General features: G+C 74.2%; 23 protein-coding genes and 2 pseudogenes. 15 read left to right on the top strand and 10 right to left on the bottom strand.

Annotated elements, in window-relative coordinates; genetic code table 11:
- Positions 1-31: 31 nt before the first annotated feature.
- Together ACQYWQ_RS14075 and ACQYWQ_RS14070 are read right to left on the bottom strand one after the other, a co-directional pair.
- Positions 32-223 (bottom strand): hypothetical protein, encoded by a 192-nt coding sequence (locus ACQYWQ_RS14075; RefSeq protein WP_401643010.1) that lies wholly within the window; start codon positions 221-223, stop codon positions 32-34.
- Positions 224-473: 250 nt separating this feature from the next.
- Positions 474-1,232 (bottom strand): annotated as a pseudogene (locus ACQYWQ_RS14070) (aminotransferase class I/II-fold pyridoxal phosphate-dependent enzyme); the annotation flags it as partial.
- A gap of 140 nt (positions 1,233-1,372) precedes the next feature.
- Here ACQYWQ_RS14070 and ACQYWQ_RS14065 point away from each other — a divergent pair.
- Both ACQYWQ_RS14065 and ACQYWQ_RS14060 read left to right on the top strand, forming a co-directional pair.
- On the top strand, positions 1,373-1,696 hold the full coding sequence (locus tag ACQYWQ_RS14065) for a hypothetical protein (RefSeq protein WP_431034929.1): 324 nt from the start codon (positions 1,373-1,375) through the stop codon (positions 1,694-1,696).
- 15 nt (positions 1,697-1,711) lie between these two features.
- The gene (locus ACQYWQ_RS14060; RefSeq protein ID WP_431034928.1) at positions 1,712-2,098 is read left to right on the top strand and encodes a hypothetical protein; all 387 of its coding nucleotides are present in this window, start codon (positions 1,712-1,714) and stop codon (positions 2,096-2,098) included.
- Between the two features lie 411 nt (positions 2,099-2,509).
- Here the strand turns inward: ACQYWQ_RS14060 and ACQYWQ_RS14055 are convergent.
- A pseudogene (locus tag ACQYWQ_RS14055) lies at positions 2,510-3,022 on the bottom strand (DUF2617 family protein); the annotation flags it as partial.
- 699 nt (positions 3,023-3,721) lie between these two features.
- On the opposite strand from ACQYWQ_RS14055, the gene ACQYWQ_RS14050 reads away from it, so the two are divergent.
- From ACQYWQ_RS14050 to ACQYWQ_RS14000, 11 genes are all read left to right on the top strand, one after another.
- A complete protein-coding gene (locus tag ACQYWQ_RS14050; RefSeq protein WP_431039185.1) occupies positions 3,722-5,365 on the top strand; it encodes a polyamine aminopropyltransferase in 1,644 nt (547 codons plus the stop codon).
- A gap of 194 nt (positions 5,366-5,559) precedes the next feature.
- Entirely contained in the window at positions 5,560-6,948 is a 1,389-nt protein-coding gene (locus ACQYWQ_RS14045; RefSeq protein ID WP_431034927.1) for an SRPBCC family protein, read from the top strand.
- Between the two features lie 93 nt (positions 6,949-7,041).
- The gene (locus tag ACQYWQ_RS14040; RefSeq protein ID WP_431034925.1) at positions 7,042-7,854 is read left to right on the top strand and encodes an aldose 1-epimerase; all 813 of its coding nucleotides are present in this window, start codon (positions 7,042-7,044) and stop codon (positions 7,852-7,854) included.
- Between the two features lie 112 nt (positions 7,855-7,966).
- Entirely contained in the window at positions 7,967-8,512 is a 546-nt protein-coding gene (gene pyrE / locus ACQYWQ_RS14035; protein ID WP_431034924.1) for an orotate phosphoribosyltransferase, read from the top strand.
- A 242-nt stretch (positions 8,513-8,754) separates the two neighbouring features.
- Positions 8,755-9,780, top strand: a complete 1,026-nt coding sequence (gene fbaA, locus ACQYWQ_RS14030) for a class II fructose-bisphosphate aldolase (protein WP_431034922.1) — start codon at positions 8,755-8,757, stop codon at positions 9,778-9,780.
- A 270-nt stretch (positions 9,781-10,050) separates the two neighbouring features.
- Complete coding sequence (locus ACQYWQ_RS14025; RefSeq protein ID WP_431034920.1) at positions 10,051-10,464, top strand: DUF3151 domain-containing protein; 414 nt, start codon at positions 10,051-10,053, stop codon at positions 10,462-10,464.
- A 230-nt stretch (positions 10,465-10,694) separates the two neighbouring features.
- A complete protein-coding gene (locus ACQYWQ_RS14020; protein WP_431034919.1) occupies positions 10,695-11,624 on the top strand; it encodes a tryptophan 2,3-dioxygenase family protein in 930 nt (309 codons plus the stop codon).
- Positions 11,617-12,870, top strand: coding sequence for a kynureninase (gene kynU, locus ACQYWQ_RS14015; protein ID WP_431034918.1), 1,254 nt, complete (start codon positions 11,617-11,619; stop codon positions 12,868-12,870). Before ACQYWQ_RS14020 ends, kynU begins: the two co-directional genes overlap by 8 nt.
- A 407-nt stretch (positions 12,871-13,277) precedes the next feature.
- Positions 13,278-14,153 carry an alpha/beta hydrolase gene (locus tag ACQYWQ_RS14010; RefSeq protein WP_431034916.1) on the top strand — a complete coding sequence of 292 codons (876 nt, stop codon included), beginning with the start codon at positions 13,278-13,280 and terminating at the stop codon, positions 14,151-14,153.
- A 222-nt stretch (positions 14,154-14,375) separates the two neighbouring features.
- Positions 14,376-15,977 (top strand): sensor histidine kinase, encoded by a 1,602-nt coding sequence (locus tag ACQYWQ_RS14005; RefSeq protein ID WP_431034915.1) that lies wholly within the window; start codon positions 14,376-14,378, stop codon positions 15,975-15,977.
- On the top strand, positions 15,974-16,648 hold the full coding sequence (locus ACQYWQ_RS14000) for a response regulator (RefSeq protein WP_431034914.1): 675 nt from the start codon (positions 15,974-15,976) through the stop codon (positions 16,646-16,648). The genes ACQYWQ_RS14005 and ACQYWQ_RS14000 overlap by 4 nt, the downstream gene beginning before the upstream one ends.
- Here the strand turns inward: ACQYWQ_RS14000 and ACQYWQ_RS13995 are convergent.
- Together ACQYWQ_RS13995 and ACQYWQ_RS13990 are read right to left on the bottom strand one after the other, a co-directional pair.
- Positions 16,645-16,836, bottom strand: a complete 192-nt coding sequence (locus tag ACQYWQ_RS13995; RefSeq protein WP_431034913.1) for a hypothetical protein — start codon at positions 16,834-16,836, stop codon at positions 16,645-16,647. The genes ACQYWQ_RS14000 and ACQYWQ_RS13995 overlap by 4 nt on opposite strands.
- A gap of 415 nt (positions 16,837-17,251) precedes the next feature.
- Positions 17,252-17,956 carry a hypothetical protein gene (locus tag ACQYWQ_RS13990; RefSeq protein WP_431034912.1) on the bottom strand — a complete coding sequence of 235 codons (705 nt, stop codon included), beginning with the start codon at positions 17,954-17,956 and terminating at the stop codon, positions 17,252-17,254.
- Positions 17,957-19,233: 1,277 nt separating this feature from the next.
- Between ACQYWQ_RS13990 and ACQYWQ_RS13985 the strand changes: the two genes are divergently transcribed.
- Positions 19,234-20,517, top strand: a complete 1,284-nt coding sequence (locus ACQYWQ_RS13985) for an adenylosuccinate synthase (protein WP_431034911.1) — start codon at positions 19,234-19,236, stop codon at positions 20,515-20,517.
- Here the strand turns inward: ACQYWQ_RS13985 and ACQYWQ_RS13980 are convergent.
- Positions 20,501-22,144 (bottom strand): MDR family MFS transporter, encoded by a 1,644-nt coding sequence (locus tag ACQYWQ_RS13980; protein WP_431034909.1) that lies wholly within the window; start codon positions 22,142-22,144, stop codon positions 20,501-20,503. The genes ACQYWQ_RS13985 and ACQYWQ_RS13980 overlap by 17 nt on opposite strands.
- 176 nt (positions 22,145-22,320) lie before the next feature.
- On the opposite strand from ACQYWQ_RS13980, the gene ACQYWQ_RS13975 reads away from it, so the two are divergent.
- A complete protein-coding gene (locus ACQYWQ_RS13975; RefSeq protein ID WP_431034908.1) occupies positions 22,321-23,064 on the top strand; it encodes a TetR/AcrR family transcriptional regulator C-terminal ligand-binding domain-containing protein in 744 nt (247 codons plus the stop codon).
- A gap of 6 nt (positions 23,065-23,070) precedes the next feature.
- On the opposite strand, the gene ACQYWQ_RS13970 is transcribed toward ACQYWQ_RS13975, so the two are convergent.
- The 4 genes from ACQYWQ_RS13970 to ACQYWQ_RS13955 form a co-directional block, all read right to left on the bottom strand.
- Positions 23,071-23,472 (bottom strand): SRPBCC family protein, encoded by a 402-nt coding sequence (locus tag ACQYWQ_RS13970; RefSeq protein WP_431034907.1) that lies wholly within the window; start codon positions 23,470-23,472, stop codon positions 23,071-23,073.
- A gap of 453 nt (positions 23,473-23,925) precedes the next feature.
- Entirely contained in the window at positions 23,926-24,630 is a 705-nt protein-coding gene (locus tag ACQYWQ_RS13965) for a hypothetical protein (RefSeq protein WP_431034906.1), read from the bottom strand.
- Between the two features lie 55 nt (positions 24,631-24,685).
- Positions 24,686-24,961, bottom strand: a complete 276-nt coding sequence (locus ACQYWQ_RS13960; RefSeq protein WP_431034904.1) for a hypothetical protein — start codon at positions 24,959-24,961, stop codon at positions 24,686-24,688.
- A gap of 83 nt (positions 24,962-25,044) precedes the next feature.
- Positions 25,045-26,646, bottom strand: a complete 1,602-nt coding sequence (locus ACQYWQ_RS13955) for a PstS family phosphate ABC transporter substrate-binding protein (protein WP_431034903.1) — start codon at positions 26,644-26,646, stop codon at positions 25,045-25,047.
- Positions 26,647-26,745 lie beyond the last annotated feature (99 nt).

Here is a 26,745-nt window from a genome sequence, read left to right as displayed (position 1 = left end):
GACGCGGACACTCGGTACGCTTCCCCGCCGCTCACGAGCCCACCACACCCAAGGCGATCATGACGGCGAAGAGGAGTGTCAGCGCGCCGGCGAAGGTCTTCGCTCCCGCCTTGAGAGCGGCCACTCCACGCCCTCCTTCAAGCACGGCCACCAGGCTGCCGGTCAGCGCTGCGACGAGGGCTCCGAGGAGCGCGACGATCACGTACATCAGTCTCAGCTGCACGTGGAGTCCTTTCTGAGGGTGAGGGTTCCGTCAGCGAGTGACGAGCCGTACGATCCCGGCCACGAGAAGGACAGTAGAAGAAGAACGCCATGCGCTGCTGCAAGCACGCTGTTTGGGATTTCTTAGGAAAGATCCGTGCCACCAAGCTTTTTCGGTGTTCGCACGCTTTTTGGGATTCTGGAGGCATGCCTGGCCGCTCCCATCGGAGACAGCTGTGCGACGGTCGGCAATGGGTGGGTCAACAAGCCTTGACCCAGCCGACCTTCCAGCCCGTCAGGGAGAAGGTCTTCCCGCTGGAGGAGATGGAGACGGTGCGGTCGCGCATGCCGGGGAGGGTGGCGAGGGGGATGTGTTCGCCCTCGTACACGAGGTGTTCGTAGACCTCGTCGGTGACGACGAGGAGGTCGTGGGCGACGGCGAGGCGGGCGATCTCGGTGGCCTCCTCGCGGGTGAGGACCATGCCGGTGGGGTTGTGCGGGGAGTTGAGGAGGAGCAGGCGGGTGCGGGGCGTGATGAGCGACGCGAGGCGGTCGAGGTCGGGACGGAAGCCGGGGGCGCGCAGGGTGAGCGGGACCCGGCGGCCGCCCGCGAGCGCGATCCCGGCCGCGTAGGAGTCGTAGTACGGCTCGAAGGCGATGACCTCGTCGCCCGGCTCGACGAGCGCGAGGAGCGTCGCCGCGATGGCCTCGGTCGCGCCCGCCGTGACGAGCACCTCGGTGCCGGGGTCCAGGGCGATGCCGTGGAAGCGGTGCTGGTGGGCCGCGACCGCCTCGCGCAGTTCGGGGACGCCGGGGCCCGGCGGGTACTGGTTGCCGCGGCCCTCGCGGATCGCGCGGACCGCCGCCTCGCGCACCTCCTCGGGGCCGTCCGTGTCGGGGAATCCCTGGCCCAGGTTGATCGCGCCCGTACGGGCCGCGAGCGCGGACATCTCGGCGAAGACCGTCGTGCCGAAGACGGCGAGACGCGGGGCGAGCAGGGGGCGGCCGGAGGGCGGGGGCTTGGGGGTCATGGCGTCATCCTGCGCCGAAGCTCTGGTCTTGCTCAAGCGTGCTTTGAGCACCGAGCCCACCGGGCAATCCCGCTGCAACACAGCAACGGGGGCCGCCAGGGGGCGGCGGAACACGGAACACAGGGGGGCAGCACGTGGCGGTGACGATCGCGGTTCTCTGCATCTTCGGGCTCGTCGTGGTGGGGCTCGTCGTACGGATCGTGACGGCGGTACGGGGCGCGGTCGCCGGGGTCCCGGCACGCTCGGCCGCGCGGCGGCGCGGACGCGGCTCGCGGTCGTCCTCCGGGGGCGACTCGGGGAGCTGGTGGGTCGCCGGGGACTCCTCGGGCGCGAACGACTCCTCCGGTTCCTCCGACTCGGGAGGGGGACACCACTCCGGCGGTCATTCCTGCGGGGGACACTCCTGCGGCGGTGGTTCTTCCTGCGGGGGCGGTTCCTCCTGCGGGGGCGGCGGAGGCGACTGACACGGGGGTGTGGGGATGAGGGTGTTCTTGATCGTGCTCGTCCTGGTGGCGGTGGCCGCCGCCTGGGAGCTGCTCAGGGCCCGGCGGGCCAGGGCCCGCGGCCGCGGCCCGTTCCGGGACCGGAAGCCGGTGCGCGGGCGGCGGGCGCCCGCGCCGCCGCACGGCGCGGCCTCCGCGACGAACGTCGCGGCGGTCCAGGACTCCGGGCAGAGCTGGTGGGCCGACGACGGCTCGTCCTCGGGCGGGACGGGTCACCACCACGGGGGACACGGCCACCACGACGCGGGAGGGAGCACGTCCTCCTGCGGGGGCGATTCCTCGTGCGGCGGCGGGTCCTCGTGCGGCGGCGGTGGTTCTTCCTGCGGGGGTGGCTCCTCCTGCGGGGGCGGCGGAGGCGACTGACACGGGGCAGCCCGGTCCGCCGACGGCCCGGGGCCCCACGAGGAGACTCGTGGGGCCCCGGGCGCGCGCTCCCTCCCGGGAAGTACGACACGGGCGGGACAGCTGTCCGCCGCGAGAACCACGCACGGCGCGGCCTGGATCTGTCGGGGGACGGGGGATGTCCGCGGCGAGGGTGAGGGCGGACCGTACCTCCGTAGGTCAGGAGGCGGAGGAGGCCACCGGGCCGTTCCCGCCGGCGATGCCCTTCGGCACCACCGAGAGTCCGCGACCGCGCGTCGCGCGCGCCCTGTTCGGGTGCCCGGGCGCGCCGACCCCTGCCGGGACGTTGCTGCCGAGGCCCGCCGTGCCGGGCGCGAGCGGCACACCGGCGAGGCGCTTGCCGCGCCGCGCCCGGTCCCTGCGCGTGCCGCTGAGCGCGGCGGGGCGCGGGGCGAGGCGGGTACGCGTGACGACGAGCTGGCCGTCCTCGGGGTAGGCGTGCCACGTGCGCCACTGCGTCTCGCCGTCGCGGCGCTGCACGAGCATCGCGGTGAACGCGTCGGGGCTGCCGGGGAAGACGCCCGCGAGGCCGTGCGGGTGCTCGGTGACGAGCGCGAGGAGTTCCTGCGCGCGCCCCGCGAAGGCGCCGGGCGGCAGTTCCTCGACGCGCGCGGCGAAGTGGTAGTCGAAGCCGTCGAATTCCTCGACGACGCCCACCGGGAGCGGCGCGCCGCCGCCCGGCAGACAGGCGACGGTCTCCGAACACTCCCCGTACTCGTCCTCAAGGAGGACCTGATGGGAGGCACCGAGCAGCCGCAACTGCACCGTCGCCCCCTCCAGCGTCAGATCGAGTGCGGAGAGACAGGGGAGGGGTTCGCGGCCGAGCGCCCACGCGAGATCGCTCGCGCGCGTGTCGGTGTAGGTGGTTTTCAGGGTCGTGAGCATGGTTCGGCTCCACAGGCGCGCAAGGACGAGGAGGGGCGGGCTGTCTCCCACGGGCGGCCGCGAGGTGACCGGCCGGTCGGGACCCGGGTTCCGCGGTACGGGCCGGGTGCGGGAGCAGCCGGCTCGTGCCCACCGGGGCCGTGCCCGTGAGCTGAGTGGGACGGGAACGGCGGCGGAGGGGCGGCGACGTTTTAGAGGGAATCATGAACTCTCGTGCCCTGACCGCCTTTTCGCCCAACTCCGGGTGGTTTCCATCCCCCAGAGGGCGGGTCAGTTCACATGTTCAACCAGGGGAGAGCTTGCGCCGGGCGGGGGTGCGGTCCGTGTGCGGGCGGTGCGCGGGTGGTGCGCGGCCGGTGGTCCGGTCCGTGGTGTCGCGGCTCTTGTCCAGTCTTTTCCCGTTCTTGGGGAGAAAAGCACTCGTGTGGGTGACATGGAGTGCTCCATCTGTCACGTAGCGTGGCTCGTGTGATCGAACCGCGTTCCGCCGTCCCCCGCGCCCAGCCCCCGCCCCGCCCGGGGGCGGAGGGCTCCGGCGGGGTGCTCGTGGGCGGGGAGCGGAGGGTCGGCCGAGGCGCTGTCGCCGATGCCGATGCCGATGCCGATGCCGATGTCGGTGGCGGCTTCGGCGGTGCGGGGGGCGGTGCGGCGGGGGGCGCGGGTGCTCCGGATGGTGCCGGCGCTCCGGGTGGTGCCGTGGTGGGGGACGGTGCCCGGGCCGTGGACGGTGCCGGGGTCGTGGCGGGTACCGGGGCCGTGGACGGCGCCGGGGCGGGTGCCGGGGCCGTGGTGGGGGGCGCGTCGGAGGCGCCTTCGCTGTCGCTGCCGGTACGGCCCGGGGTCGGCCGCTTCCTCGTGCTGCTCGCCGTCTTCGTCTGTGCGGCCTGCGGACTCGTGTACGAACTCGAACTCGTCGCCCTCGCCTCGTACCTGCTCGGCGACTCGGTCACGCAGGCGTCCCTCGTCCTCTCCGTCATGGTCTTCGCGATGGGTATCGGCTCGTTGCTCGCGAAACGGCTGTGCGCGCGGGCCGCCGCGGCCTTCGGCGTGATCGAGGCGGGGCTCGCGCTCGTCGGAGGGTGCAGCGCGCTCGCGCTCTACGGGGCCTTCGCCTGGTCGGGCCGCTTCCCCGGCGCGTGGGCGAGCGGGGCGAGTGCGCTGCTCCTGGGCTTCACCTTCGTCATCGGGGTGCTGATCGGCGGTGAGGTGCCGCTGCTCATGGAGATGATCCAGCGCATCAGGCGGCAGGAGGCAGGGGGCGCGGTCGCCGATCTCTTCGCAGCCGACTACGTGGGCGCGCTCGTCGGCGGGCTCGCCTTCCCCTTTCTGCTGCTCCCCTTCCTCGGCCAGCTCACGGGCGCTCTGCTCACCGGCGCGATCAACGCCTGCGCGGGCGCGGCGCTCGTCCTCGGCCTCTTCCACCGGGGCCTGAGCCGCCGTGCCCGCTGGACCCTGCTCGTGCTCAACGCCTTCGTCCTCGGCCTCCTCGCGATGGCGGCGACCCACGTCGGCGACTTCGAACGCGCCGCGCGCCGTGCCGTCTTCGGCGACGACGTACGCGTCGCGCTCCACAGCGACGTGCAGGACATCGTCCTGACGGGCCGACCGGGGCAGCCGCTGACGCTGCACCTCGGCTACGGGCAGCGCGTCAGCTCCGCCGACGAGGGCGCCTACCACCAGGCCCTCGTCCGCCCCGCGCTGGCGGGCCCGGCTCCGCACCGCCGCGTGCTCGTCCTCGGCGGCGGCGACGGGCTCGCGGTGCGCGAGGTGCTGCGCGTGCCCGGCGTGCGCGCGGTGGACGTCGTGGAGGTGGACCGCGCGCTGCTGCGGCTCGCGCGCGGGGACCCCCAGCTCGCCGGGCTCAACCGGCACGCGTTCGACGACCCGCGCGTCCACGCCGTCTCCGCCGACGCCTTCACCTGGCTGCGCGCCAACCGGCGGCGCTTCGACGTCGTCGTCGCCGACCTGCCCGACCCGCGCCAGACGGCGGCCACGAAGCTCTATTCGCAGGAGTTCTACGGGCTCCTGAAGCGGGCCCTCGCGCCCGGCGGCCGCGCGGCCGTGCACGTCGGGTCGCCGGGGAACGACGCGCGCGACTACTGGCGCGCCGAACGCACCCTGCGTGCGGCCGGACTGCGTACGGCGCCGTACGCGGCGCGCAAGGGCAGGACGGAGTGGGGCTTCCTGCTGGCGGCAGGGGAGCGACCACGTCTCACCGTTCCCGCCCGCCCGCGGGGCGGCTTCGGCGCGGAGGAGCTGCGGGAGGGCGCGCGCCGGGTGGCGGAGACACGGGTGCGGGGGCTTGAGCCGTCGACGCTGGTGTCGCCCCGGTACGGCTTGTGAGGGGGGAGGGGCGAGGGGCGAGGGGGGAAGGGGGAAGGCGAGAGGCTGTGCGGGGGCGTCGTCCGGCATGGGTGCGGGGCGGCTGGCGGCGAGGGTGGTGGGGTGATGCCCGGGGGGTGCCTGCGGGTGGGTCCGGCGAGGCGTTCGGGACGAGGGGGGTACGGAAGGGGCGGGCGTGGGTAGGCTCGCCCGGCATGGAGCATGAGGTCTTCGTCCCGGTTCCCCCCACCGCGCTGCGGCGCGCGCTCGGCGACCCCACGCGGGTCCCCGACTGCGTCCCCGGGCTGCGGGCAGAGCCCGGACCCGAGCCCCGCACGGCCCCCGGCGGCGACGGCATCGCGGTGCACGGGCGGCTGCGGCTGCGCGCGGGCGGTCACACGATCACGTATCGGGGCGGGCTGCGCCTGGCCGCCCGCCCCGACGACAGCTGGGCACTGCACGTCTCGGCGACCGAGTCCCGAGGCGAGGGCTCGGTGCGGGCCCGGCTGAGCCTGACGCTCGCGGAGACCGAGGGCGGTACGCGCGTCCGGTACACCGGGAGCGGCGAGGTCGCGGGCCGACTGCTCGACGAGGCGGGGCCCCAGGCTGCCGAATCCGCCCTCCACCGTCTCCTCAACCGCTTCGCCGCGAACGTGGGGCGAGCGGGCGAGGCGCTGGTGGGGGAGGAAGCGGGGCGGGCGGGGGCGGGGGAGCCGGGGGCTGCCGGGGAGCCGGGTGCCGTCGGGAAGGTGGGTGCGAAGGGGGCCGGTGCGGGGGCCGTGGCTGCCGGTGCGGGGTCCGATGCGGAAGAAGAAGAGCTGAGCGCGGCGTTCGGGGAGGACACGATGACGGACGGGACGGACAGGACGAGCGGGACGGGCGAACGGCCGGAGGGGGAAGGACCTCAGGGCGAGGAGCCGGCGGAACCGTCGGCGGCGGGACCGGAGGACGCGGTCACGGCGGGGGACGCGGTCACGATGGGGGACGCCGGGGGTGCGGAGGCGGAGGCGGACGCGGCTGAGGCGGAGGCGGAATCGGGGCGCACAGAGGTGGGCCAGGACGCGGACGCGGAGGTGGCGGAGGCAGCCGGTGAGGAGACGGCCGTGGCCGAACCCGGCGACACCGCCGAACCCGGCGACGACGCCGATCCAGGAGGTGCCCCCGAGCCCGCTGAGGCTTCCGGCCCCGGCGAGCCCGCCGAGGCTTCCGGCCCCACCGAGCCCGCCGATGCCCCCGAGCCCGCCGATGCCTCCGGCCCCGGCGACGCCTCCGAGTCCGCCGATGACGACCTGCTCGGCATCGTGCCGGACACTCCCGCTTCCGTCTTCGACACCGAGATCCCGCCCTCCTCGCTCGGCCGTGAGGAGGAACCGTCAGGACCGGAGGAGGCCGAGCCACCGGCCGAGGCCGCCCACGCGCGCAGGACGATGATCGGCCGCAGCGCCGAGGAGGTCGACCACGCCCCGCCCCGGGGCCGGTACGCGCCCGAGGCGGTCGGCGGCGCGGCTTCCTCCGCGAACACGCTGCGTTGGGCGGCCCCCGTGGCGGCGCTCGTCGTGGCCTCGGCGGTGGTCGCGGGTCGCGCGTTGCGCCGCAGGCACTGAGCCGCCCCCGCAGGCACCGACAGGCGGACGCGGGGTGCGGGCAGGCGTGCCGGGGACCTCCTCGACGCCCCGCCTCCCGCGTAAGGTCACCCCGTGACCACCGCACATGAGACGACGCTGACCACCCGCACTTCCTCCCTCACCGTGCGCCCGGACCTCGGCGCCCGGCTCAGTTCGCTGAGGGTGGGGGAGTACGAGCTGCTGCGGCCCGGCGATCACTACGGCTCGTTCCCGATGGCCCCGTTCTGCGGGCGTACCAGGGACGGGCGTTTCACCAACGGCGGGACGATCCACCAGCTCCCGCTCAACGACGACCCCAACGCCATCCACGGCACCGCCCGCGACCACGGCTGGAAGGCGGCGCCGATCACGGACACCGAGGACGGCAGGCCGACGGCCGCGTTCACGTACGACCTGGCCGAGCCGTGGCCGTACACCGGGCGGGTCACGCAGACGATGGAGCTGGGCGAGGACGCCCTGACCCTGCGCATGGGGATCGAGACCTACGGGGACTCGTTCCCGGGCCAGGTCGGCTGGCACCCGTGGTTCCGGCGCAACCTCGGGCACGGCGGCGAGGACGTGAAGATCGAGTTCCAGCCCGGCTGGCAGGAGGAACGCGGCGCCGACCACCTGCCGACGGGCCGCCGCATCGACCCGCTGCCGGGCCCGTGGGACGACTGCTTCGGGATGCCGGACGGCGTGACGGTCCTGCTCACCTGGCCGGGTGAACTGGAACTGACCGTCACCAGCCGGGAGAAGTGGGTCGTGGTCTACGACGAACAGGCCGACTGGGTCTGCGTCGAGCCGCAGACCGGGCCCCCGAACGGACTCAACACGCAGCCGCGTCTCATCACCCCGATCGACCCCCTGGAGGCGTCGACGACGTGGAGCTGGCGACTGCTCTGAGGCGGTCCGGGGGCGGAAGGGGCCGGTGTCACGGCGGAAGGGGCCGGTGTCACAGCGGGAGTGTGCCGTGGCCCGGAAGAGCGTGACCACCGGCCCCTCTAAGCTCGTGCCCATGACTGACGCACGTTCCGAGCTGCTCCAGCAGATCAAGGACAAGGCCGTGGTGCACGGCAAGGTGACGCTCTCCTCGGGCATCGAGGCCGATTACTACGTCGATCTGCGCCGGATCACGCTCGACGGGGCCGCGGCGCCGCTTGTCGGCGAGGTCATGCTCGACCTTGTCGACAACCTCGACTTCGAAGCGGTGGGCGGTCTCACCCTCGGCGCCGACCCCGTCGCGGACGCGATGCTGCACGCCGCGCACGCGCGCGGGAAGCGCGTCGACGCCTTCGTGGTACGGAAGGCCGCGAAGACGCACGGGATGCAGCGCCGTATCGAGGGCCCGGACATCAAGGGGCGGCGGGTGCTCGTCGTCGAGGACACCTCCACCACCGGCGGCTCGCCGCTCACCGCCGTCGAGGCCGTGCGCGAGGCGGGCGGTCACGTCGTCGCCGTCGCCACGATCGTGGACCGCGACACCGGCGCGGGCGAGAAGATCGCGGGCGAGGCAGGGGTCCCTTACGTCTACGCCTACGCGCTCAACGAGCTGGGCCTCTGACCTCAACTGTTCGCTCATTGGCGATGTTTCACGTGAAACACCGGGCTTCTGATGTTTCACGTGAAACATGGCATTGAGCGCTCCCCACGATGTTTCACGTGAAACATCGCTTTCGTCGTCTCACGCCACCGCTCCTCGCTGGGAGCAAAACGGTACGTCTGGAAAGATGGACCCGGCCGACACCGGCGTCGCCCCCAGGTCAGGGTCACTGCACACACCCGCACATCACAAGGAGCGGACACATGCCCATCGCAACCCCCGAGGTCTACAACGAGATGCTCGACCGGGCGAAGGCAGGCAAGTTCGCCTACCCGGCCATCAACGTGACCTCCACGCAGACCCTGCACGCGGCCCTGCGCGGCTTCGCCGAGGCCGAGAGCGACGGCATCATCCAGATCTCCACCGGGGGTGCGGAGTTCCTGGGCGGTCAGTACAACAAGGACATGGTCACCGGCGCGGTCGGTCTCGCGGAGTTCGCGCACGTCGTCGCCGAGAAGTACCCCGTCACGGTGGCCCTGCACACCGACCACTGCCCCAAGGACAAGCTCGACGGCTACGTCCGCCCGCTCCTCGCGATCTCCGCCGAGCGCGTCAAGGCCGGTCAGAACCCGCTCTTCCAGTCGCACATGTGGGACGGTTCCGCCGAGACCCTCGACGACAACCTGGCCATCGGGGAGGAGCTGCTCGCGCTCGCGAAGGCCGCGAAGATCATCCTTGAGGTCGAGATCACCCCGACCGGTGGCGAGGAGGACGGCGTCTCGCACGAGATCAACGACAACCTCTACACCACCGTCGACGACGCGATCCGCACGGTCGAGGCGCTCGGCCTCGGCGAGAAGGGCCGCTACCTGCTCGCCGCCTCCTTCGGCAACGTGCACGGCGTCTACAAGCCGGGCAACGTCGTGCTCCGCCCCGAGCTGCTCAAGGACCTGAGCGAGGGCGTCGCCGCCAAGTACGGCAAGCCGCAGCCCTTCGACTTCGTCTTCCACGGCGGTTCCGGCTCCACCAAGGAGGAGATCGAGACCGCGCTGGAGAACGGCGTCGTCAAGATGAACCTCGACACCGACACGCAGTACGCCTTCACGCGCCCCGTCGCGGACCACATGTTCCGCAACTACGACGGTGTGCTGAAGGTCGACGGCGAGGTCGGCAACAAGAAGACGTACGACCCCCGCACCTGGGGCAAGCTCGCCGAGGCCGGTATGGCCGAGCGCGTCACCGAGGCGGCCCGCACGCTGCGCTCGGCGGGGCACAGCCTCAGCGCCTGACCCGACGGGCTCCCGGGCCCCCGTCCCGTGCGGCTTCGGCCGTGCGGGACGGGGGCCCGCGTGCGTACGGGGGTGGCGGGCCGGGAGCGCGTACGGGGCCGGGGCCGCGTGCGTGCGGGGCCGGTGGCGTGCGGACGAGCCGGGGTGGTCCGAGTCCCGGCGGGGGCCGCGTGTCCGTGGGGGCTCGTCGTGCCCGTACGCGGGGTCCCTCGTGTGCGGGAGCGGGCCGAGCGGGCCGGGCCGCTCCGGCTGTCAGGCAGACTGGAAACTATGGCCATTCATCAGAACCTGCTCGGGGACGTGCCCCCGACCCACCTGCCCGAGGAGCCGGAGCCGCGTGAGCTGCTCGCCTCCGGAACCCCCGCCACCGAGGTCGCCGCGAAGTTCCCCGCCTCCTCGCTCCCCTGGGCCCTGCTCGCGGACGAGGCCTTCGACGCGGGCGACCCCGTGGCCTCGTACGCCTACGCCCGTACCGGCTACCACCGCGGCCTCGACGCGCTGCGCCGCAACGGCTGGAAGGGCCACGGGCCGGTGCCGTGGGAGCACGAGCCGAACCGCGGCTTCCTGCGCGCCCTGCACGCGCTCGCCCGCGCCGCCCAGGCCATTGGCGAGACGGAGGAGTACGAGCGCTGCACGGACTTCCTGCGCGACTCCTCGCCCACCGCGGCGCAGACCCTCGGCTGACCCCCGGCAGCGGTTTTCTTTCCGGTACGGGCCCTCTCGCCTTGCCGTCCCCCGTCCCGGGGACGGAGGATGCGGGTGGGCCCGTCCGCGTGCCGGACGCGCGCGCACCGGACAGCCGGAGCACGGGCCCGAGGGGACCGGAGCCCTCCGCCGGGACGCCGTAGACGGCGGGCGCGCAGCGCGGGCGGGGGCGGACCGCTACCCGGCAGCCGTCTCCACCGGAGAGATCGATGTCGTACGACCCCTTGAACAGCCCGGACACCCCGGACACCTTGAACAGCCCGGACATCCCGGATACCCCGGACGCCTTGAACGCCGAGGACGCCCCGCACCCCCCGGACGGCGCCGCTCCCGAGGCTCCGCACCTCGACTTCGCCGGAAGCACCCCGTACGAGGACTACGTGCACGCCGATGTGCTCACGCATCTCCAGGAGCTGCGCTCCGAGGACCCCGGTGAGATGGTCTTCCTCGTGACGACGCAGGTCATGGAGTTGTGGTTCACCGTGCTCGTGCACGAGTGGGAGACCGCCGCGCGGGCGCTGCGCGAGGACGAGCTGCCCCCCGCGCTCGACGCGCTGCGCCGCTCGCGCCGTGAGCTGGAGGCGCTCAACGCCTCCTGGCTCCCGCTCGCCGGGCTCACTCCCGCCCAGTTCAACAGCTACCGGGGCGCCCTCGGGGAGGGCTCGGGGTTCCAGTCGGCGATGTACCGGCGCCTGGAGTTCCTGCTCGGCGAGAAGTCCGCGGCGATGCTCGTCCCGCACAAGGGCACGCCGCGCGCGCACGCCGAGCTGGAGAAGGCGCTTCAGGAGCCGGGCCTCTACGACGAGGCCCTGCGCTTCCTCGCACGGCGCGGCCACCCCGTGCCGCGCTCCGTGCTCGACCGCGACCTGAGCCGCCGCTACGAGCCGTCCGAGCAGGTCGAGGCGGTGTGGGCGGAGATCTACCGGGGCGATCAGCACGGCGAGGAGGTGCGGCTCGGCGAGGCGCTCACGGACGTGGGCGAGCTGGTGTGGCGATGGCGCAACGACCACCTGACGGCGACCCGCCGCGCGATGGGCTCCAAGCAGGGGACGGGTGGCTCGGCGGGCGTGGCCTGGCTGGAGAAACGCGCCACGAAGAGCGTGTTCCCCGAGCTGTGGACGGCGCGTGGCCGTGTCTGAGCGCAGCGAAGCGGGCGGGCACACGCGCCCCGCACACGGGAACGACGTCGCCACCGACCTCCGTGCCACCGCGCACCGGCTCGACGCCGGGGACGCGCTGCGGCCGGTGAGGGACCGGTTCACGCTGCCCGACGGCGTCGTCTATCTCGACGGGAACTCGCTCGGCGCGCTCCCCAGGGCGGTGCCCGAGCGCCTCGCCCACGTCGTCGGCCACGAGTGGGGCGCGCTCGGCATCCGCTCGTGGACGGAGAGCGGCTGGTGGGAGGCGCCCGAGCGGGTCGGCGAGCTGATCGCGCCGCTCGTCGGCGCTGCGCCCGGTCAGGTCGTCGTCGGCGACTCGACGAGCGTCAACCTCTTCAAGGCCCTCGTCGCCGCCGTGCGGCTCGCGGGACCGGAGCGCGAGGAGGTGCTTGTCGACTCCTCGGCCTTCCCGACGGACGGCTACATCGCCGAGGCGGCCGTACGCCTGACGGGCCACCGCCTCGTCCCCGTACTGCCCGCCGAGGTGCCGGGCCGCCTCGGTCCCCGTACCGCCGCGGTCCTCCTCAACCACGTCGACTACCGCACGGGGCGCCTGCACGACCTGCCCGGGCTCACCGCCGCCGCGCACGAGGCGGGCGCCTTCGCCGTCTGGGACCTGTGCCACAGCGCGGGCGCGCTGCCCGTCGGGCTCGACGCGCACGGCGTCGACCTGGCCGTCGGCTGCACGTACAAGTACCTCAACGGCGGGCCGGGTTCCCCGGCCTTCCTGTACGTGCGCGCCGCGCACCAGACGGCCTTCGACTCGCCGCTGCCCGGCTGGAACTCGCACGCCGAGCCCTTCGGGATGCGGCCCGTGTACGCGCGCGCGGACGGGGCGACGGCCGGGCGCGTGGGGACGCCCGACATCCTGTCGCTGCTCGCCCTGGAGGCCGCGCTCGGCGTCTGGGAGGGCGTGGATCTCGCGGCCGTACGGGCCAAGTCGCTCGCGCTCACGGACTTCTTCCTGGAGTGCGTCGACCGCTACGTACCGCCCGGGCTCCTGGAGTCCGTCACGCCGGCCGCGCACGAGGAGCGCGGCAGCCAGCTCGCGCTGCGCACCCCGCGCGCCGCCGAGCTGATGCCCCGCCTCATCGCGCGCGGCGTCGTCGGCGACTTCCGGCCGCCTGACATCCTCCGCTTCGGCTTCACCCCGTTGTACGTGGGGTACGCCGACGCGGAACGTGCGGCGCGCGTACTGGCGGAGGAACTGGGCGCGGCGGGCTGAACCCCGCGGGACTCGGCGCGGCGGGCCGCCCCGGGGAAGACGGCGCGGCGGGCCTCCCCCGGAGGGAATCGCTGCGGCCCGCCCGCCGGTTCCCCCCTTTCGGGTGGATTGCCGCAAGCCCGAGGTTTGCCCCGCTCTCGTCCGGTCAAACGGTCTCGTGCCGTTCCCGCCCGTGCACGGTGCGTGCGCGAGGCCGCCGTGCGCGGCGGGAACGACACCACGGCGGGCGCGGGGTCCGCAACGATCACCTCACAGCTGTATCCGCGCACGTCACCCGCCTGATAGCGTCCCGGCCGGTCGGAGGAGGCCGCCCGTGCGGCCCCCGCGGGACCCACGGGGTCCGCCTGACGCGCAGGGCCCGCGTGTGGCGCGGGACCCGTAGGACCGCGAACGCTGAGAGGTCGCAGATGCCGGACGACGCCGTTGCCCGCGAGGCCGCCGAGGCCGATTCGCTCTTCGCGCACCCCCCGGTGGCGCCCGAGGCGACGCTCTCCTACGGCGAGCACCCGGACCAGCTCGTCGACTTCTACGCCCCGCACGGCCCCGAGCGCCCCGGCGGCCACCCCCTCGTCCTCGTCCTGCACGGCGGCGCCTGGCGGGCCACGTACGACAGGGCGCACCTGACGCCGTTCGCCGGGCTGCTCGCGCGGCGCGGTTTCGCCGTCGCGCTCGCCGAGTACCGCAGGGGGGCGGGGCTGCCCGGCCAGGGCGCGAAGGCACGTCCCGGGCGCTGGCCGGAGACCTTCGACGACATCGCGACGGTGCTCGACACGCTGCCCGCGCTCGCCCGCGAGGCGCTGCCGCAGGCCGATCCCGCGCGCACGGTGCTGTGCGGGCACTCCTCGGGCGGGCACCTCGCGCTGTGGGCGGCGGCGCGCCACGTCCTCCCCGCGGACGCGCCGTGGCACCGTGCCGAACCTCCCGCGCTGCGCGGCGTCGTGGCCCTCGCGCCGCTCGCCGACCTGGCGCTCGCGCGCGAGCGGGGCGTGTGCGAGGGCGCGGCCGAGCCCTTCCTCGGTGGCCCGGCGACCTTCGACGCGCGCCTGCCGTACGCCGATCCGGCCCGCCTGCTGCCGACCGGTATCGCGACGACGCTCGTGCAGGGCCGCGACGACACCGAAGTCCCCTGCGCCGTCGCCGAGTCCTTCGCCGACGCCGCTTCGGCCGCGGGCGAACCGGCGGGCGTGACCCTGCTCGAAGGCATCGGCCACTACGCACTCGTCGACCCGGCGGCCGACGCGTCGGCGGTCGTGGCGGAGGAGATCGCCCAACTCGCCTGGTGAGGAGCGAAGGTGAGGGGGTACGGTCCGAGCCGCGCCGCTCGTACGGGTCCGTCCCCGCGACGGCGGCGCTCGTGCCGCCCGGGTCCGTCCTGAGGGGGACGGACGGCGTGTCGTGACCGGCTCCGTCCCTCTGAAGTCGGGCCCGTCCTCCTTGAGATGGACGGCCGAAGTGGGTACGTACGAGGGACGCCCGGAGACGTTCGGCAGCCTAGCGTGGTGTGCATGAATGAGACTTCGGCTTCGGGCGGCAAGGCGGCGGCTCCCGCCGGTTCCGCACCCGCCGGCCCCGCGCCTGCCCGCTCCGCTCCCGGGCTCGTGACGGAGCGGCGGATCGCGGAGTTCGTGGCGCGTGTCATGCGCGAGGACCTGATCGCTGATGCCTTCGCGTTCCGGCCACTGCCCGTGCGTGCGGTGTCGGAGCGCTGGGCGTGGACGCGCTGGCTGCCCCAGGCGTTGGTGATCGGCGCGGCGCTCGTGTGCTTCGCCGTCTCGGTGGCCGGTCCGTACGGGTACGTGCTGGGCTTCCTGGGCGGGTTCCTCGTCCTGCTCGCGATGTTCCGGCCGATCGGTGCCTGGTGGCTGTCCCTGCCCGTGTGCCTGCTGCCCGCTTCCGGGGGGTACTCCGCCCATGCCTTCGGCAGCGCCTTCGTCGTCCTGGTGGTGGGCGCCTGGCACGCGAGGCCCCGGACGGCGGTGAGCATGTGGGTGGTGAGCGCGGTCCTCGCCCTCGGGTGCAACGCGGCGCTGAACGCGGGCGTCGAGGGAAACATCGGCGTGTATCTCTTCCTGAGCGCCCTCGCCCTTCTCATCTCGGCCTCGCTGCGGGGCTGGTGGCAGGCACGGCAGCAGGTCGCCGTGAAGGAGGCCGAGGTGGCCGAGAAGGAGGCGGAGGTCGCCCGCAAGGAGGAGGTGACCCTTGTGGAGCGCTCGCGCCGCACCCTCCTGGAGGAGCGCACCACGATCGCCCGCGAGCTGCACGACGTGGTCGCGCACCACATGTCGGTCGTCGCGATCCAGGCCGAGGCCGCGCCCTACCGGGTCGTCGACCCGCCGCCCCAGTTGGTCGCCGCCTTCGCCACGATCCGCGAGAACGCGGTGGTCGCGCTCACCGAGCTGCGGCGCGTGCTCGGTGTCGTTCGGGCCGAGGACGCCGAACTGCCGAACGCCCCGCAGCCCACGCTCGCCGACCTCGACGCGCTGCTCGACAACCTGCGCGGGGCCCTGGAGGTGACGAAGGTGGTCACGGGCCGGGTGCGAGAACTGCCGCAGGGCGTCGAGCTGTCGGCGTACCGCATCGTGCAGGAGGCGCTCAGCAACACGCTGCGGCACGCGCCCGGCGCGGACGCGGTGGTCGAGTTGTCGTACGTGCTCGGTGGCTTCGGGCTCCGGGTCTTGAACTGGGCGCCGCCCGTGCCCTGGGACGAGGGGACTCCGTGGGCGGAGGCCGAGCTGGCCGCGCGTGACGAGCCACTGCCCATCCAGCCGCTCACCGGCAGCGGGCACGGGCTCACCGGGATGCGGGAGCGCGTCGCGATGCTGGAGGGCGAACTGACGGCCGGGCCCACGGAGTCGGGGGGCTTCGAGGTCTCGGTCTGGATTCCGGTCCCGGCGGCGGAACCGGAGACGGAGCACGGGCCGGAGAGGGAGCACGGGCCGGATGCGGAGTACGGGTCGGAGGTGGCGCCCGTCGGCTCGCAGAGCCCACCACCTCCGCCGGCCGACCGGTCCACCCCCGCGTCGTCCGTGGGAGTGGTGCCGCCTCGGTCGGCGGTGTCCACGATGTCGTTGCGCAAGGACTCGGCCCCCAGGGAAGGCAGTGGATGAGTATCACCGTGCTGATCGCCGACGACCAGGTGATGGTCCGTGAGGGCTTTTCGGTCCTGCTCGGGGCGATGCCGGGGATCGAGGTCGTCGGCGAGGCGGTCGACGGGCGCGAGGCGGTCGAGCTGACCGCGCGCCTCGCCCCCGATGTCGTCCTCATGGACATCCGGATGCCACGGCTCGACGGCATCGGGGCGACCCGCGAGATCGTCGCGGGCCCCGCGGGGACGAAGGTGCTCGTCCTGACGACGTTCGACCTCGACGAGTACGTGTACCAGGCGCTGCGGGCCGGGGCCTCCGGCTTCCTCCTCAAAGACGCCTCGGCACGGCAGCTCGCCGAGGCCGTGGAGATCGTCGCGCGGGGCGAGGCACTGCTCGCGCCGAGCGTGACGCGAAGGCTGATCACCGAGTTCGCGCGGGTCCCCGAGACGGTGCTGCGCGGCCCCGCGACGCTGTACGCGGGGGGCTCGTACGGGGAGTTGACCGAGCGTGAGACGGAGGTCCTTGTCCATGTCGCGCGCGGGCTGTCGAACCAGGAGATCGCCGGGAAGCTCCACGTGGCGGAATCGACGGTGAAGACGCACGTGAGCCGGGTCCTGGTGAAGCTGGGCCTGCGGGACCGGACCCAGGCGGCGGTGTTCGCGTACGAGAACAGGCTTGTGGAACCGGGTTAGGGGAGGCGGCCCCCGCACGGGGCGCGGGCGCGGGGCGCGAAGGGGACGAAGATCGTCGCGCGCTCCGAGCTGTAGTTGTACACCTGCACCTGGTGGTTGAGCGCCGCGACGAGCGTCGCGGGATCGTTCAGCGCCTCCGCCTCGGTGAGCGACACCTCGGCGCGGGCGTTGCGCGCCGGGGCGCGCAAGGGCGGCGGGACTGGTCCGGGGAGCGGGTGTCCAGGCCGAGCGAGACGGGTGGGGAGCTGAGCGGGGCGCGGCGGGGCTGCGGGTTGCGGGGGACGGGAAGCGGGATCGCGGGGGAGGCGTGGTTGCCGCATGACGGGGCGGTGGCAGGGGGGCGCGGGCGTGGGGTGCGGCCGGGCGGCGCGGACTGCTCGTGCGGCTCGCGTATGCGTACGGCGGCGGCCGGGCGCTGCGGGGCCCCGGGGGAGGCTCCGGGGACTGCCTCCGAGCCGCCCCGCCTCGCGGGGCCTCGCCCCGAGCCGCCCCGCAGGCGCCGCGCCGCGCCGCCCCGCCCCGCCTCGCGCGGCCGCGCCCAGCACCACCCCGCGCTACCCCGTGCCGTGCGGGGGGCGGCCCCGTCCCGGCGTCGCGGGGTCCTCAGGCCACCACGATGCTCCAGATGCCCCGCCTTACCGTCCAGGTGCGGCTGCGGACGGGGCCGGCCGGGGAGCCGTCGACGAGGTAGTGGAAGTCGGGTCCTGAGACGGTGACGGTACGGGCGTGGGCGAGGACCGGTTCGGCGGTGCGGGCCGCGGGGACGAGCCGGAGGCCGGCGAAGCCCGAGGTGTCGGTGCGGGGGAGCGCGGTGGTGGCGCCGACCGGGCCGAGCGGGGCGCGGACGGGTGACGGGGTGAGGGTGAGGGAGTGCAGGGGGGTGGCGAGGTCGGCGAGGAGTTCCCCGTCCGCCTCGATCCGCAGTCCGGGCCGTACGCCACTGCCGCCCGGCACCTGGAGCGGGTCCGTGCGCAGCCCCCGTATCCGCCGCCACCAGCCGGGCCGCTCGGGCGCCGCCCCTCGCGGGGTCGCTTCGCCCGCTTCCGCGCGCCCTGCGCCGCCCTCAGGCCCGCCGGTGGCCCGTACCCCGAGCCGCCGCAGCGCGCCACCGCCCTTGCCGCGCGTTCCGGGCACGGGCAGTACGAGGGCCCCGAGCACGACGCCGTCGCTGTCGTCGACCAGGAGGTCACGCGCCACGGGCCGCCCGTCCAGCACGGCCCGCGCCGCCGCCACGGGATCAACGGGTACCCCCAGAGCCCGGGCCAGTGCGGCCCCGGCCCCCAGCCCGCCGTTCTCGAAAACAGGCACCCACCCCACCACCCGCTCCCCGCCCCACGCCCCGCCGACCCGCGAGCCCTCGCCCCACGGCCCCGCTTCCCCCGAGTCACCGGCCCCGGCCGCACCCCCGGCCCCCCCGCCCGCGCCAACCGTCCCCCGACCGCCACCTGCGCCACGCGCGGCACCCGCAGCGCCCCCGGCACCTGCGCCACCCGTCCCCCGACCGGCACCCCCAGCACGCGCGGCACCCCCAGCACGCGCGGCACCCGTGGCGTCCCCGGCACTCGTGGCGTCCCCGGCACCCGCAGCGCCCCCGGCACCACCCCTGGAGCCCGTGGCGCCCGTGGCACCCCCGGCACCTGCCCCACCCGTCCCCCGACCGGCACCCCCAGCACGCGCTGCACCCGTGGCGCCCGCAGCGCCCCCGGCACCCGTGGCGCCCCTGGCACCCGCAGCGTCCCCGGCACCCGCAGCGCCCCCGGCACTTATGGCGTCCCCGGCACTCGTGGAGCCCGTGGCACCCGCGCCACCTCCAGCACCCTCCTCGTCAGCGCCCCCCGCCCCTACCGGCTTTCCGGCCCCCACCGGCTTCCCGGCCCCCACCGGCTTCCCGGCCCCCACGGGCCCCGCCCCCACGGGCCCCGCCCCCACGGGCCCCGCCCCCGCAGGCTCCGCCTGCACCCGTTCCGCCTGTACCCGTTCCGCCTCCGCAGGCTCCGCCTGTACCCGTTCCGCCTCCGCAGGCTCCGCCTGCACCCGCTCCGCCTCCGCAGGCTCCGCCTGCACCCGCTCCGCCTGCACCCGTTCCGCTCGCAGCAGGCGGCCGCGGTAGAGGGCCCCCACCGCTTGGACCAGTGCGGTGTCGTCGCCCACGATGACCACGCGCCTTCGGCCCGCGCGGCGGATCGCGGTGGCGTATTCGTCGGGGGTTTCGGGGAGGCAGAGTTTGACGTCCGCTCCCGCGGCGAGGACGTCGCGGGCGATGCGTACGGACTCGCCGTCCGTGCGGCGGGCCGTGGGGTCGATCACGAGCAGCAGGGAGGGTGCTGCGTACACCGAGGGCTCTGGAGCCGACACCGCTGTCCTTCCTCGGGTCGTCGGGTAGCATCTTTGTGCAAGAGCCCCTTGCGCTATTGCGCCAGGGGCTTCGTCTATTCCGGGGCACCGGTCCGACGGCTCGCGGCCGATGACGGCCGCCGGTACACGCGTGCGCACGACGCGGCGCGGCACGTACCGGAAGACGGTGTACGTCGTAACCACGTACGCCCCGACCTTGGACATGCCCCACCCGGAAGGGGTGTACGCCTGTGCCCGCACTTGTGCTGCTCGGTGCTCAGTGGGGTGACGAGGGCAAGGGGAAGGCGACCGATCTGCTCGGCGGCTCGGTCGATTACGTGGTGCGCTACCAGGGCGGCAACAACGCCGGCCACACGGTCGTCGTCGGCGACCAGAAATACGCGCTCCACCTGCTCCCCTCCGGCATTCTCTCGCCCACCTGCGTGCCGGTCATCGGCAACGGTGTCGTCGTCGACCCGGCGGTCCTGCTCTCCGAGCTGAGCGGGCTGAACGAGCGCGGCGTCGACACGTCGAAGCTCCTGATCAGCGGGAACGCCCATTTGATCACGCCGTACAACGTGACGATGGACAAGGTCTCCGAGCGCTTCCTCGGCAAGCGCAAGATCGGGACGACGGGGCGCGGCATCGGTCCGACGTACGCGGACAAGATCAACCGCACCGGTATCCGCGTGCAGGACCTGTACGACGAGTCGATCCTGCTCCAGAAGGTCGAGGCGGCCCTCGACATAAAGAACCAGATGCTCGTCAAGCTCTACAACCGCCGCGCGATCGACGCGCGGCAGATCGTGGCGGAGCTGCTGGAGTACGCGGAGAAGCTGCGCCCGTACGTCACGGATACCTCGCTCGTGCTCAACAAGGCGCTCGACGAGGACAAGGTCGTGCTCATGGAGGGCGGCCAGGGCACGCTCCTGGACGTGGACCACGGCACGTACCCCTTCGTGACCTCGTCGAACCCGACCGCGGGCGGTGCCTGCACCGGGTCCGGGGTCGGGCCGACGAAGATCAGCCGCGTCATCGGCATCCTGAAGGCGTACACGACGCGCGTCGGCGCGGGCCCCTTCCCGACGGAGCTGTTCGACGAGGACGGCGAGGCGCTGCGCCGTATCGGCGGCGAGCGCGGTGTGACGACAGGGCGCGACCGGCGCTGCGGCTGGTTCGACGCGCCGATCGCCCGCTACGCGACCCGCGTCAACGGCCTCACCGACTTCTTCCTCACGAAGCTCGACGTCCTCACGGGCTGGGAGCGCATCCCGGTCTGTGTCGCGTACGACATCGACGGCGAGCGCGTCGAGGAGGTCCCGTACAACCAGACGGACTTCCACCACGCGAAGCCGGTCTACGAGTACCTGCCGGGCTGGAGCGAGGACATCACGAAGGCGAAGTCCTTCGCCGAGCTGCCGAAGAACGCGCAGGCGTACGTGAAGGCGCTGGAGGAGATGTCCGGCGCCCCGATCTCGGCGATCGGGGTCGGTCCCGGCCGCGACGAGACGATCGAGATCAACTCGTTCCTGTAGGGGTTCCTTCAGGGGCCGCTGTCCCTTCGGGGGCCGCGATTCCTTCGCGGGTGGTGCGGGGGGCCGTTCCCGGCTGGTGTCCGGGGCGGCCCCCGGCCGTTCCCGCGGTCGCGCCGGTCGTCTCGTGCCCGGTCGCCTCCTGTCCGGTCGTCTCCTGTCCGGTCGTCTCGTGCCCTGTCGTCTCCCGTCCGGTCGTCTCCGGTCCGGCCGCTTCCTTCTCGCGGGCGGGGAGTACGAAGGACAGCGCGACCGCCAGGGCCGTGAAGCCCGTCGCCCACCAGAACACCGTGGCGAAGGCGTCCGCGAGGGAGCCGGAGCCGTGGGCGGCGCGGGCCAGGATGACGGCGAAGAGCGCGACGCCGACCGAGCCGCCGACCTGCTGGGCGATGCGGGTCACGATGCTGGCGTGTGGGACCTGGTCGTGGGCGAGGCCCTTGAAGGCGACCGTCATGAGCGGGATGACGACGATCCCGAGGCCCAGGCCGCGGACGAGCAGCGCGCTCATGAGCGGCCACGTCGTCGAGTGCGCGTCCGCGAGGGCGAAGGGGACGGTGGCCACGCCGACGAGTACGAAGCCGAGCACCGTGACCCAGCGTTCGCCGACGCGCTCGGTGAGCCCGGGCGCGAGCGCGCGGCTCAGGAGCGAGCCGACGCCCTGCGGGATGAGGTAGAGCCCGGCGGCGAGCGCGCTCGCGCCGCGCAGCTGCTGCCAGTAGAGCGGCAGCAGGAGCATCGCGCCGTATAGCGAGGCGCCGGTGAGGAAGAACAGCGCCGTCGCCGCCCAGGTCGGGCGCGAGCGCAGCACCCGGAGATCGACGAGCGCGGTGCCGCCCTGCCGCAGGGCCCGTACGGAGAAGACAGCGAGCAGCACCGCGCCGACGGCGACGGGCGCCATCACCTCCGGCTGCCCGAAGCCGCCGTCGCCCGTCACGTTCGACAGGCCCCACAGGAGCGCGACGAGCGCGGGTGCGAGGAGCAGGAAGCCGGGCAGGTCGAGGCGCGTGCGGCGCGCCGCGGGTGCGGGGGCGTCGGCGGGGACGAGGCGCTGGGCGAGTACGAGCCCGGCGAGGCACAGCGGCACGTTGACCAGGAAGAGCCAGCGCCACGAGGCGGCGCCCAGGATCAGGCCGCCGAGCACGGGGCCGAGGATGGGGCCGACGGCCGCGGGCAGGGCGATGGTCGCCATGAGCTTGCGGGCCTGCGCGGCCGGGGCGGACTGCATGACCATCGTCGTCATGAGCGGCAGCATCGCGCCGCCGCCGAGGCCCTGGAGCACGCGGAAGGCGATGAGGCTCGGCACGTCCCAGGCCGCGGCGCACAGCACCGAGCCGAGCAGGAAGACGGCGAGCGACCAGAGCCAGAGCCGTTTGGCGCCGAGCCGCGACTGGAGCCAGCCGACCGTGGGGATGACGACGCCGAGCGCCAGGAGGTAGCCCGTGCTGACCCACTGGATCGTGTCGACGCCCGAGTGGAGATCGCGGGCGAGGTCGTCGAGCGCGACGCTGACGATCGTCGAGTCGAGGATCACCGCGATCCCGCCGACGAGCACGGCGATCGCGGTGCGCAGGGCGGTGGGGTCGAGGGGCGGGGACGAGGCGGAGGGCGCGGGGGCGGTACGGGGGGACATGCGGGACGGCCACCTTAAGGTACGTGCGTGCATCTTATGGCGGCTGAGGGTACGGCGGCTCGATAAGGTACGCAAGCGCATCTCATGGGTTCCGGCCCGGTCCCGTGCGGCGAGGGAGGATGAGCGGAGGGCGCGCGGGCGTGGCCCGGGGACGTGAGCGAGCGGAGGAGAGCCGAGTGACGGAGAAGGCCGAAGCACCCGGGAAGGCCGAAGCACCCGGGAAGGCCGAAGCACCCGGGAAGGCGGAGGAACCTGGGAAGGCGGAGGAACCTGGGAAGGCCGAGGGGTCGGGGGAGGCCGAGGGGCCCGGGAAGGCCGAGCGGCCCGGGAAGGTCAAGGCGACGCGCAGGCGGGGGGCCGAGCTGGAGCGTGCGATCCTCGACGCCGCGTGGGAGGTGCTCCTCGCGCACGGGTACGGGGGCTTCACGTACGAGGCGATCGCGGCCCGCGCGGGGACGAGCCGGCCCGTCCTCTACCGGCGGTGGGCGAAGCGCGAGGACATGCTGCACGCGACCCTCGTCCGGCACCTGCGCCGCATCGACGTGCCCGACACGGGCAGCCTGCGCGGGGACGCGCTCGCCTTCCTGCGCGAGGTCAACGAGGACCGCGCGGCGACGGCCGCGCTCATGCTCGTCCAGCTCGCCGACTACTTCCGCGACACGGGCACCAACTTCGTCCAGCTCCGCGCCGCCCTGAGCCCCCCGGTCCCCGGCCCCGGCGCGATCCTCGTCGCCCGCGCGGTCGCGCGCGGCGAACTCCCCGACGTCCCCCTCCCCGCGCGCGTCCTCGACCTCCCGATGGAGCTGATGCGGCACGACCTCCTCATGGGGCTGAGCGCCCTGCCCGACGAGAAGATCGTCGAGATCGTGGACGTCGTCTGGCTGCCGCTGCTCGGGGTGACGGGGGAGGGGGCGGGATAGCGCGGGCTACGCGGATTCCAGCAGCTTCTTCAGGCGGGCCAGGTCAGCGCCGACCATCTCGGCGTCGCGCTCGACGTCCGCGTCCTTCGCTCCGTCAGGAACGCGGAGCGTGAAGACGACGAGGCTCCCCGCGCCGTCGGTGATCACGCGGACCGGGTTGTTGACGACCTGGCCGTCCGGAAGGGTCACGTCGTGGTCGAGCACCCCGAGGTCGTTGGGCGGCACGAAAGCGAGGGTGACGCGGCCCATCGGGGCGTCGGGCGCGACCCACTCGTCCCCCTCGCGCGTGAGGGAGCCGCCGAGGCCGAGGGCCCAGGCGGGCAGGTTCTCCGGGTTCGACGCATAGGCGTAGACGTCGTCGCGGGTACGGTCGATGTGGATGCTCACGTGGCGGGTGCTGTGCGTCATGGCGGCGACGGTAGCCGGGTACGGGGGCGGGGTCTTGAACGTATCGGACGCGCGGCGGGGCGGGGACGGGCGCGGGCGGCAGCACGTACCCCGTGGCCCGCATCGACGGCGTGCCGGTGGGCGACGGCGAAGTGCGCCGGGGTGGCTGCGCGGGCAACCCGGGCGCGGCCCGCCTGCCCGCCCGCCTCGGCCACCGGCCCGTCGTCCCGTAGCCCGCCTGCCCGCCCGCCTCGGCCACCGGCCCGTCGTCCCGTACCTGGACCGCTGGTCGTACGTGGACCACGAAGGGATCGCGCACCAGTGGGCGGACCCGGCGGTCTTCCGGGTCGGAGAACTCGGTGGCGGGGTCGCCCGAGGGCTGCCCGAGGGGGCCTGAGGATCGCCCGAGCGGGCGGGCCTGTGGGGGTGGTCCCGAAAGGGCGAGGACGCGTCCGCTCGGGCGGCCCCGGTCGCTCAGCTCACGAACTCCCGCGCCCCGTAACGGACTTCCGTCGTGTTCCAGTCGATCCCGAGATCCTTCGTGAACTTCCTTGCCAGTGGCAGCTCTTCGAGCGGCGATACGAGGACGAGGTGGCCGTCCTCGGTGACCGAGCCGCCGCCCAGCTCCTCCCGCGCCTCGGGGTTCGCACCCAGTGCCTCGCGGAGCGCGGCCGCGCTCACGTCCGGGGCCTCGATCCGCACCGCGTCCGTCGCGGGGGCGTGGCGGGGCAGGCAGCGGAAGGTGAGGACGGACTCCTGGTGGTACTGCTTGGCGAGGACGCCCGCGAGGTGGTGCAGGCCCTCCGGGTTCGTCCCCTCGACCTCGAACTCGCGCGAGCGCTCGAAGGTCGTCCGGCGCAGCTCGGTGGACCAGAAGACGCCGTCGAGGAGCGTCGAGGCGCCGGGGTGGGCGCCCTGGGCGCGGATGATGCCCCGTACCTCGCGGTCGAAGCGGGTGAGGCGGGTCCGCAGGCGCGGGTCGGCGGGGTCGGTGATGACCTCGGTGTTGTTCGTGGCGAAGACCTCGCCGGAGGGGCAGCCGGAGCGGGGGGCCTCCCGGCCGGGGGCGGCGGCGCCGTGCGCTCCCACGGCGGTGGGGGCGGCGGCCCCCAGCGTGGCCGCGAGGGCGGAGAGGGCGAGGAGGAGGCGGAGACCGCGAGGGGCGGTGGGTGCGTTCACGCGGTGCCCAACGAGGGGGTGGCGGGGGCGGTTGCGCGTCCCTCGCGCGTACGGGTCAGGCGGGCGCGGCCTCGGTGACCGTGCCCGTCCACGAACCGCTGTCGGCGTCCGCCTCCCAGCGCACGGTGAGCCGCAGCCGCGTGACCGCCTCCGTGGTACGCGTCCACGCCGCCCGCGCCTCGGCCGGGGTGGACACGTCCGGCACCCCGCCGCAGAGGATGCCGCCCCCGGCGAAGAAGACGCTCGACCGCCACCCGGTGGCCTCGCGGTACACGCGGAGCGTGGCGGGGGTGCCGGGGAGGCGGGGTCCGCCACGCCGTTCGCGTGCCATGCGGGGAGCGTACGCGGGCGGGGCAGTGCGCGTCACCCCGGTTGCGGCGGCCCCCTCACCCCGCCCTCTGCACCCCGCCCCCCTCACCCCGCCCCCTGGGCCCCGCACCTCCCGCCCGACTCCGGCTCTGCGCAGGGAAGTTGGCGCTGGCGCAGGATCGCGTTCGTGCCCGGGCCCGTCGTCAGGTAGTCGAGGAAGCCGGCCGCAGGGGAGGTCTCGGGCGGGGTGCCGTACGTGTACGCGTACTCGACGGCCGTGAAGGGGTAGTCCCGGGTACCGGCCGTGGGAGCCGTGCCCCCGATCGTCAGGGCGCGGACCTCGCGCGGGAGGGTGTCCGTGCGGCGCTCCGCGTAGCCGATCGCGCCGGGCGTCTCCGCGACCGTGCGCAACAGGGCCTCCGTGGAAGGGCGTTCGCAGCGCAGCAGGCGGACGCGGGGGTTGGTGCGGGTCCGGCAGTCGGGGGCCGTGACCGCCGGTTCCCCCTCGCCCTTGTGGAGCAGCGTGTGCTCGAAGGTGGCGCGGGTGCCCGAGCCCGAGGTGCGCGAGACGACCGTGATGGGGAGGTCGGGCGCTCTGGTTCCGGGCTTCCAGCCCTTGAGCTGCTTCCAGTTGGTGACGTCGCCGCGGAAGATCGCGCGGATCTCGTCCGGGGTCAGGTCACGGCGGCCGAGCTTCGCGTTGACGACGAGCGTGAAGGCCGTGAGCGCGACGGGGCGGCGGCTCAGCTCCGGCGCGGCGTCGATCGCCGGGCCGTCCGAGAAGGCGATCACCGAGGGGAAACGCCCCTTCGCCGCGAGGCCCCGTTCGGTCAGCGTCTCGATGCCCTCGCCGCTCCCGGCCGCCACCACGTCCACCTCGGCCCCGGGGCACTCCTTCTCGTACGCGCGCGCCGCGCCCCGTACCGCCGGGGCGAAGGCCGTCGAGCCGGTGACCGTCAGGCGGCCCGTCGCGCAGCCGATCGGGAGACGCTCGTCGGGGAGCAGGATGAGCGTCGCGAGGACGCACACGAAGGCCGTGAGCGCGCTGATGATCACCCAGGCCCAGCGCGAGAGGAGCGGCGGCGTGTCGTCGGGGCTCAGCGCGCGGTTCGGCGTGACCCGGCCTTCGAGGAGGCCGCCGCGGACCGTGACGGGGTCGCCGGGCGAGCCGCCGTCGAGGAGCACGAGGAGCTTGTAGTACTCGCCGCGGCCGAGCGGGACGCGCGGGATCTTGAGGGTGCCCTCGCTCCACGCGAGCCCGGCGCCCGGCGTGAAGTGGGTGGCGAGGTGGTCCGATCCCGGGCGCTGCGTGACGTCGAGCCCGCGGACCCGGCGCCCTGTGAACTCGGCGGTGAGTCCGTGGAGTTCGTGCCCGGTGTAGTGGGAACTGTCGAGGAACTGGGCGCCGTCGTTCTCGACGCGGAGGAGGACGAGACTGAGCGCGCGCCCGTGCGCGGCACGCCCGTCCCCGTCCTCGCCGAGGCCGTCCTCGCCGAGCCCGTCGAGGAGGCCGAGGCTGCCGGGCGTGACGCGACCGCCCGTGCCCGAGCCCGCCCGGGCCCGGATGGGCATGTCCACCTGGACGCGGTAGCCGATGTGGCGGCGGCGCGGCACCCTGCGCTCGTACCAGAGCAGGACGACCGAGGCCCCGACCCCGAGCACGGCGGTGCCGATCGCGACGACGTTCTCCGCGCTGAACCAGTCCACGGCACGCTCCCCCCGGAGGCCAGGCCCGGGCGCCGGTTCCCCCGTCCCCGGCGCCTCGGGGCGTACAACGTAAGCGGGGCGGGGGGAGCGGGGGGCCGG

The sequence above is a fragment of the Streptomyces sp. P6-2-1 genome, assembly GCF_050613165.1.
Taxonomy (GTDB): Bacteria; Actinomycetota; Actinomycetes; order Streptomycetales; family Streptomycetaceae; genus Streptomyces.
This window is presented reverse-complemented; position numbering and strand designations above follow the sequence as displayed.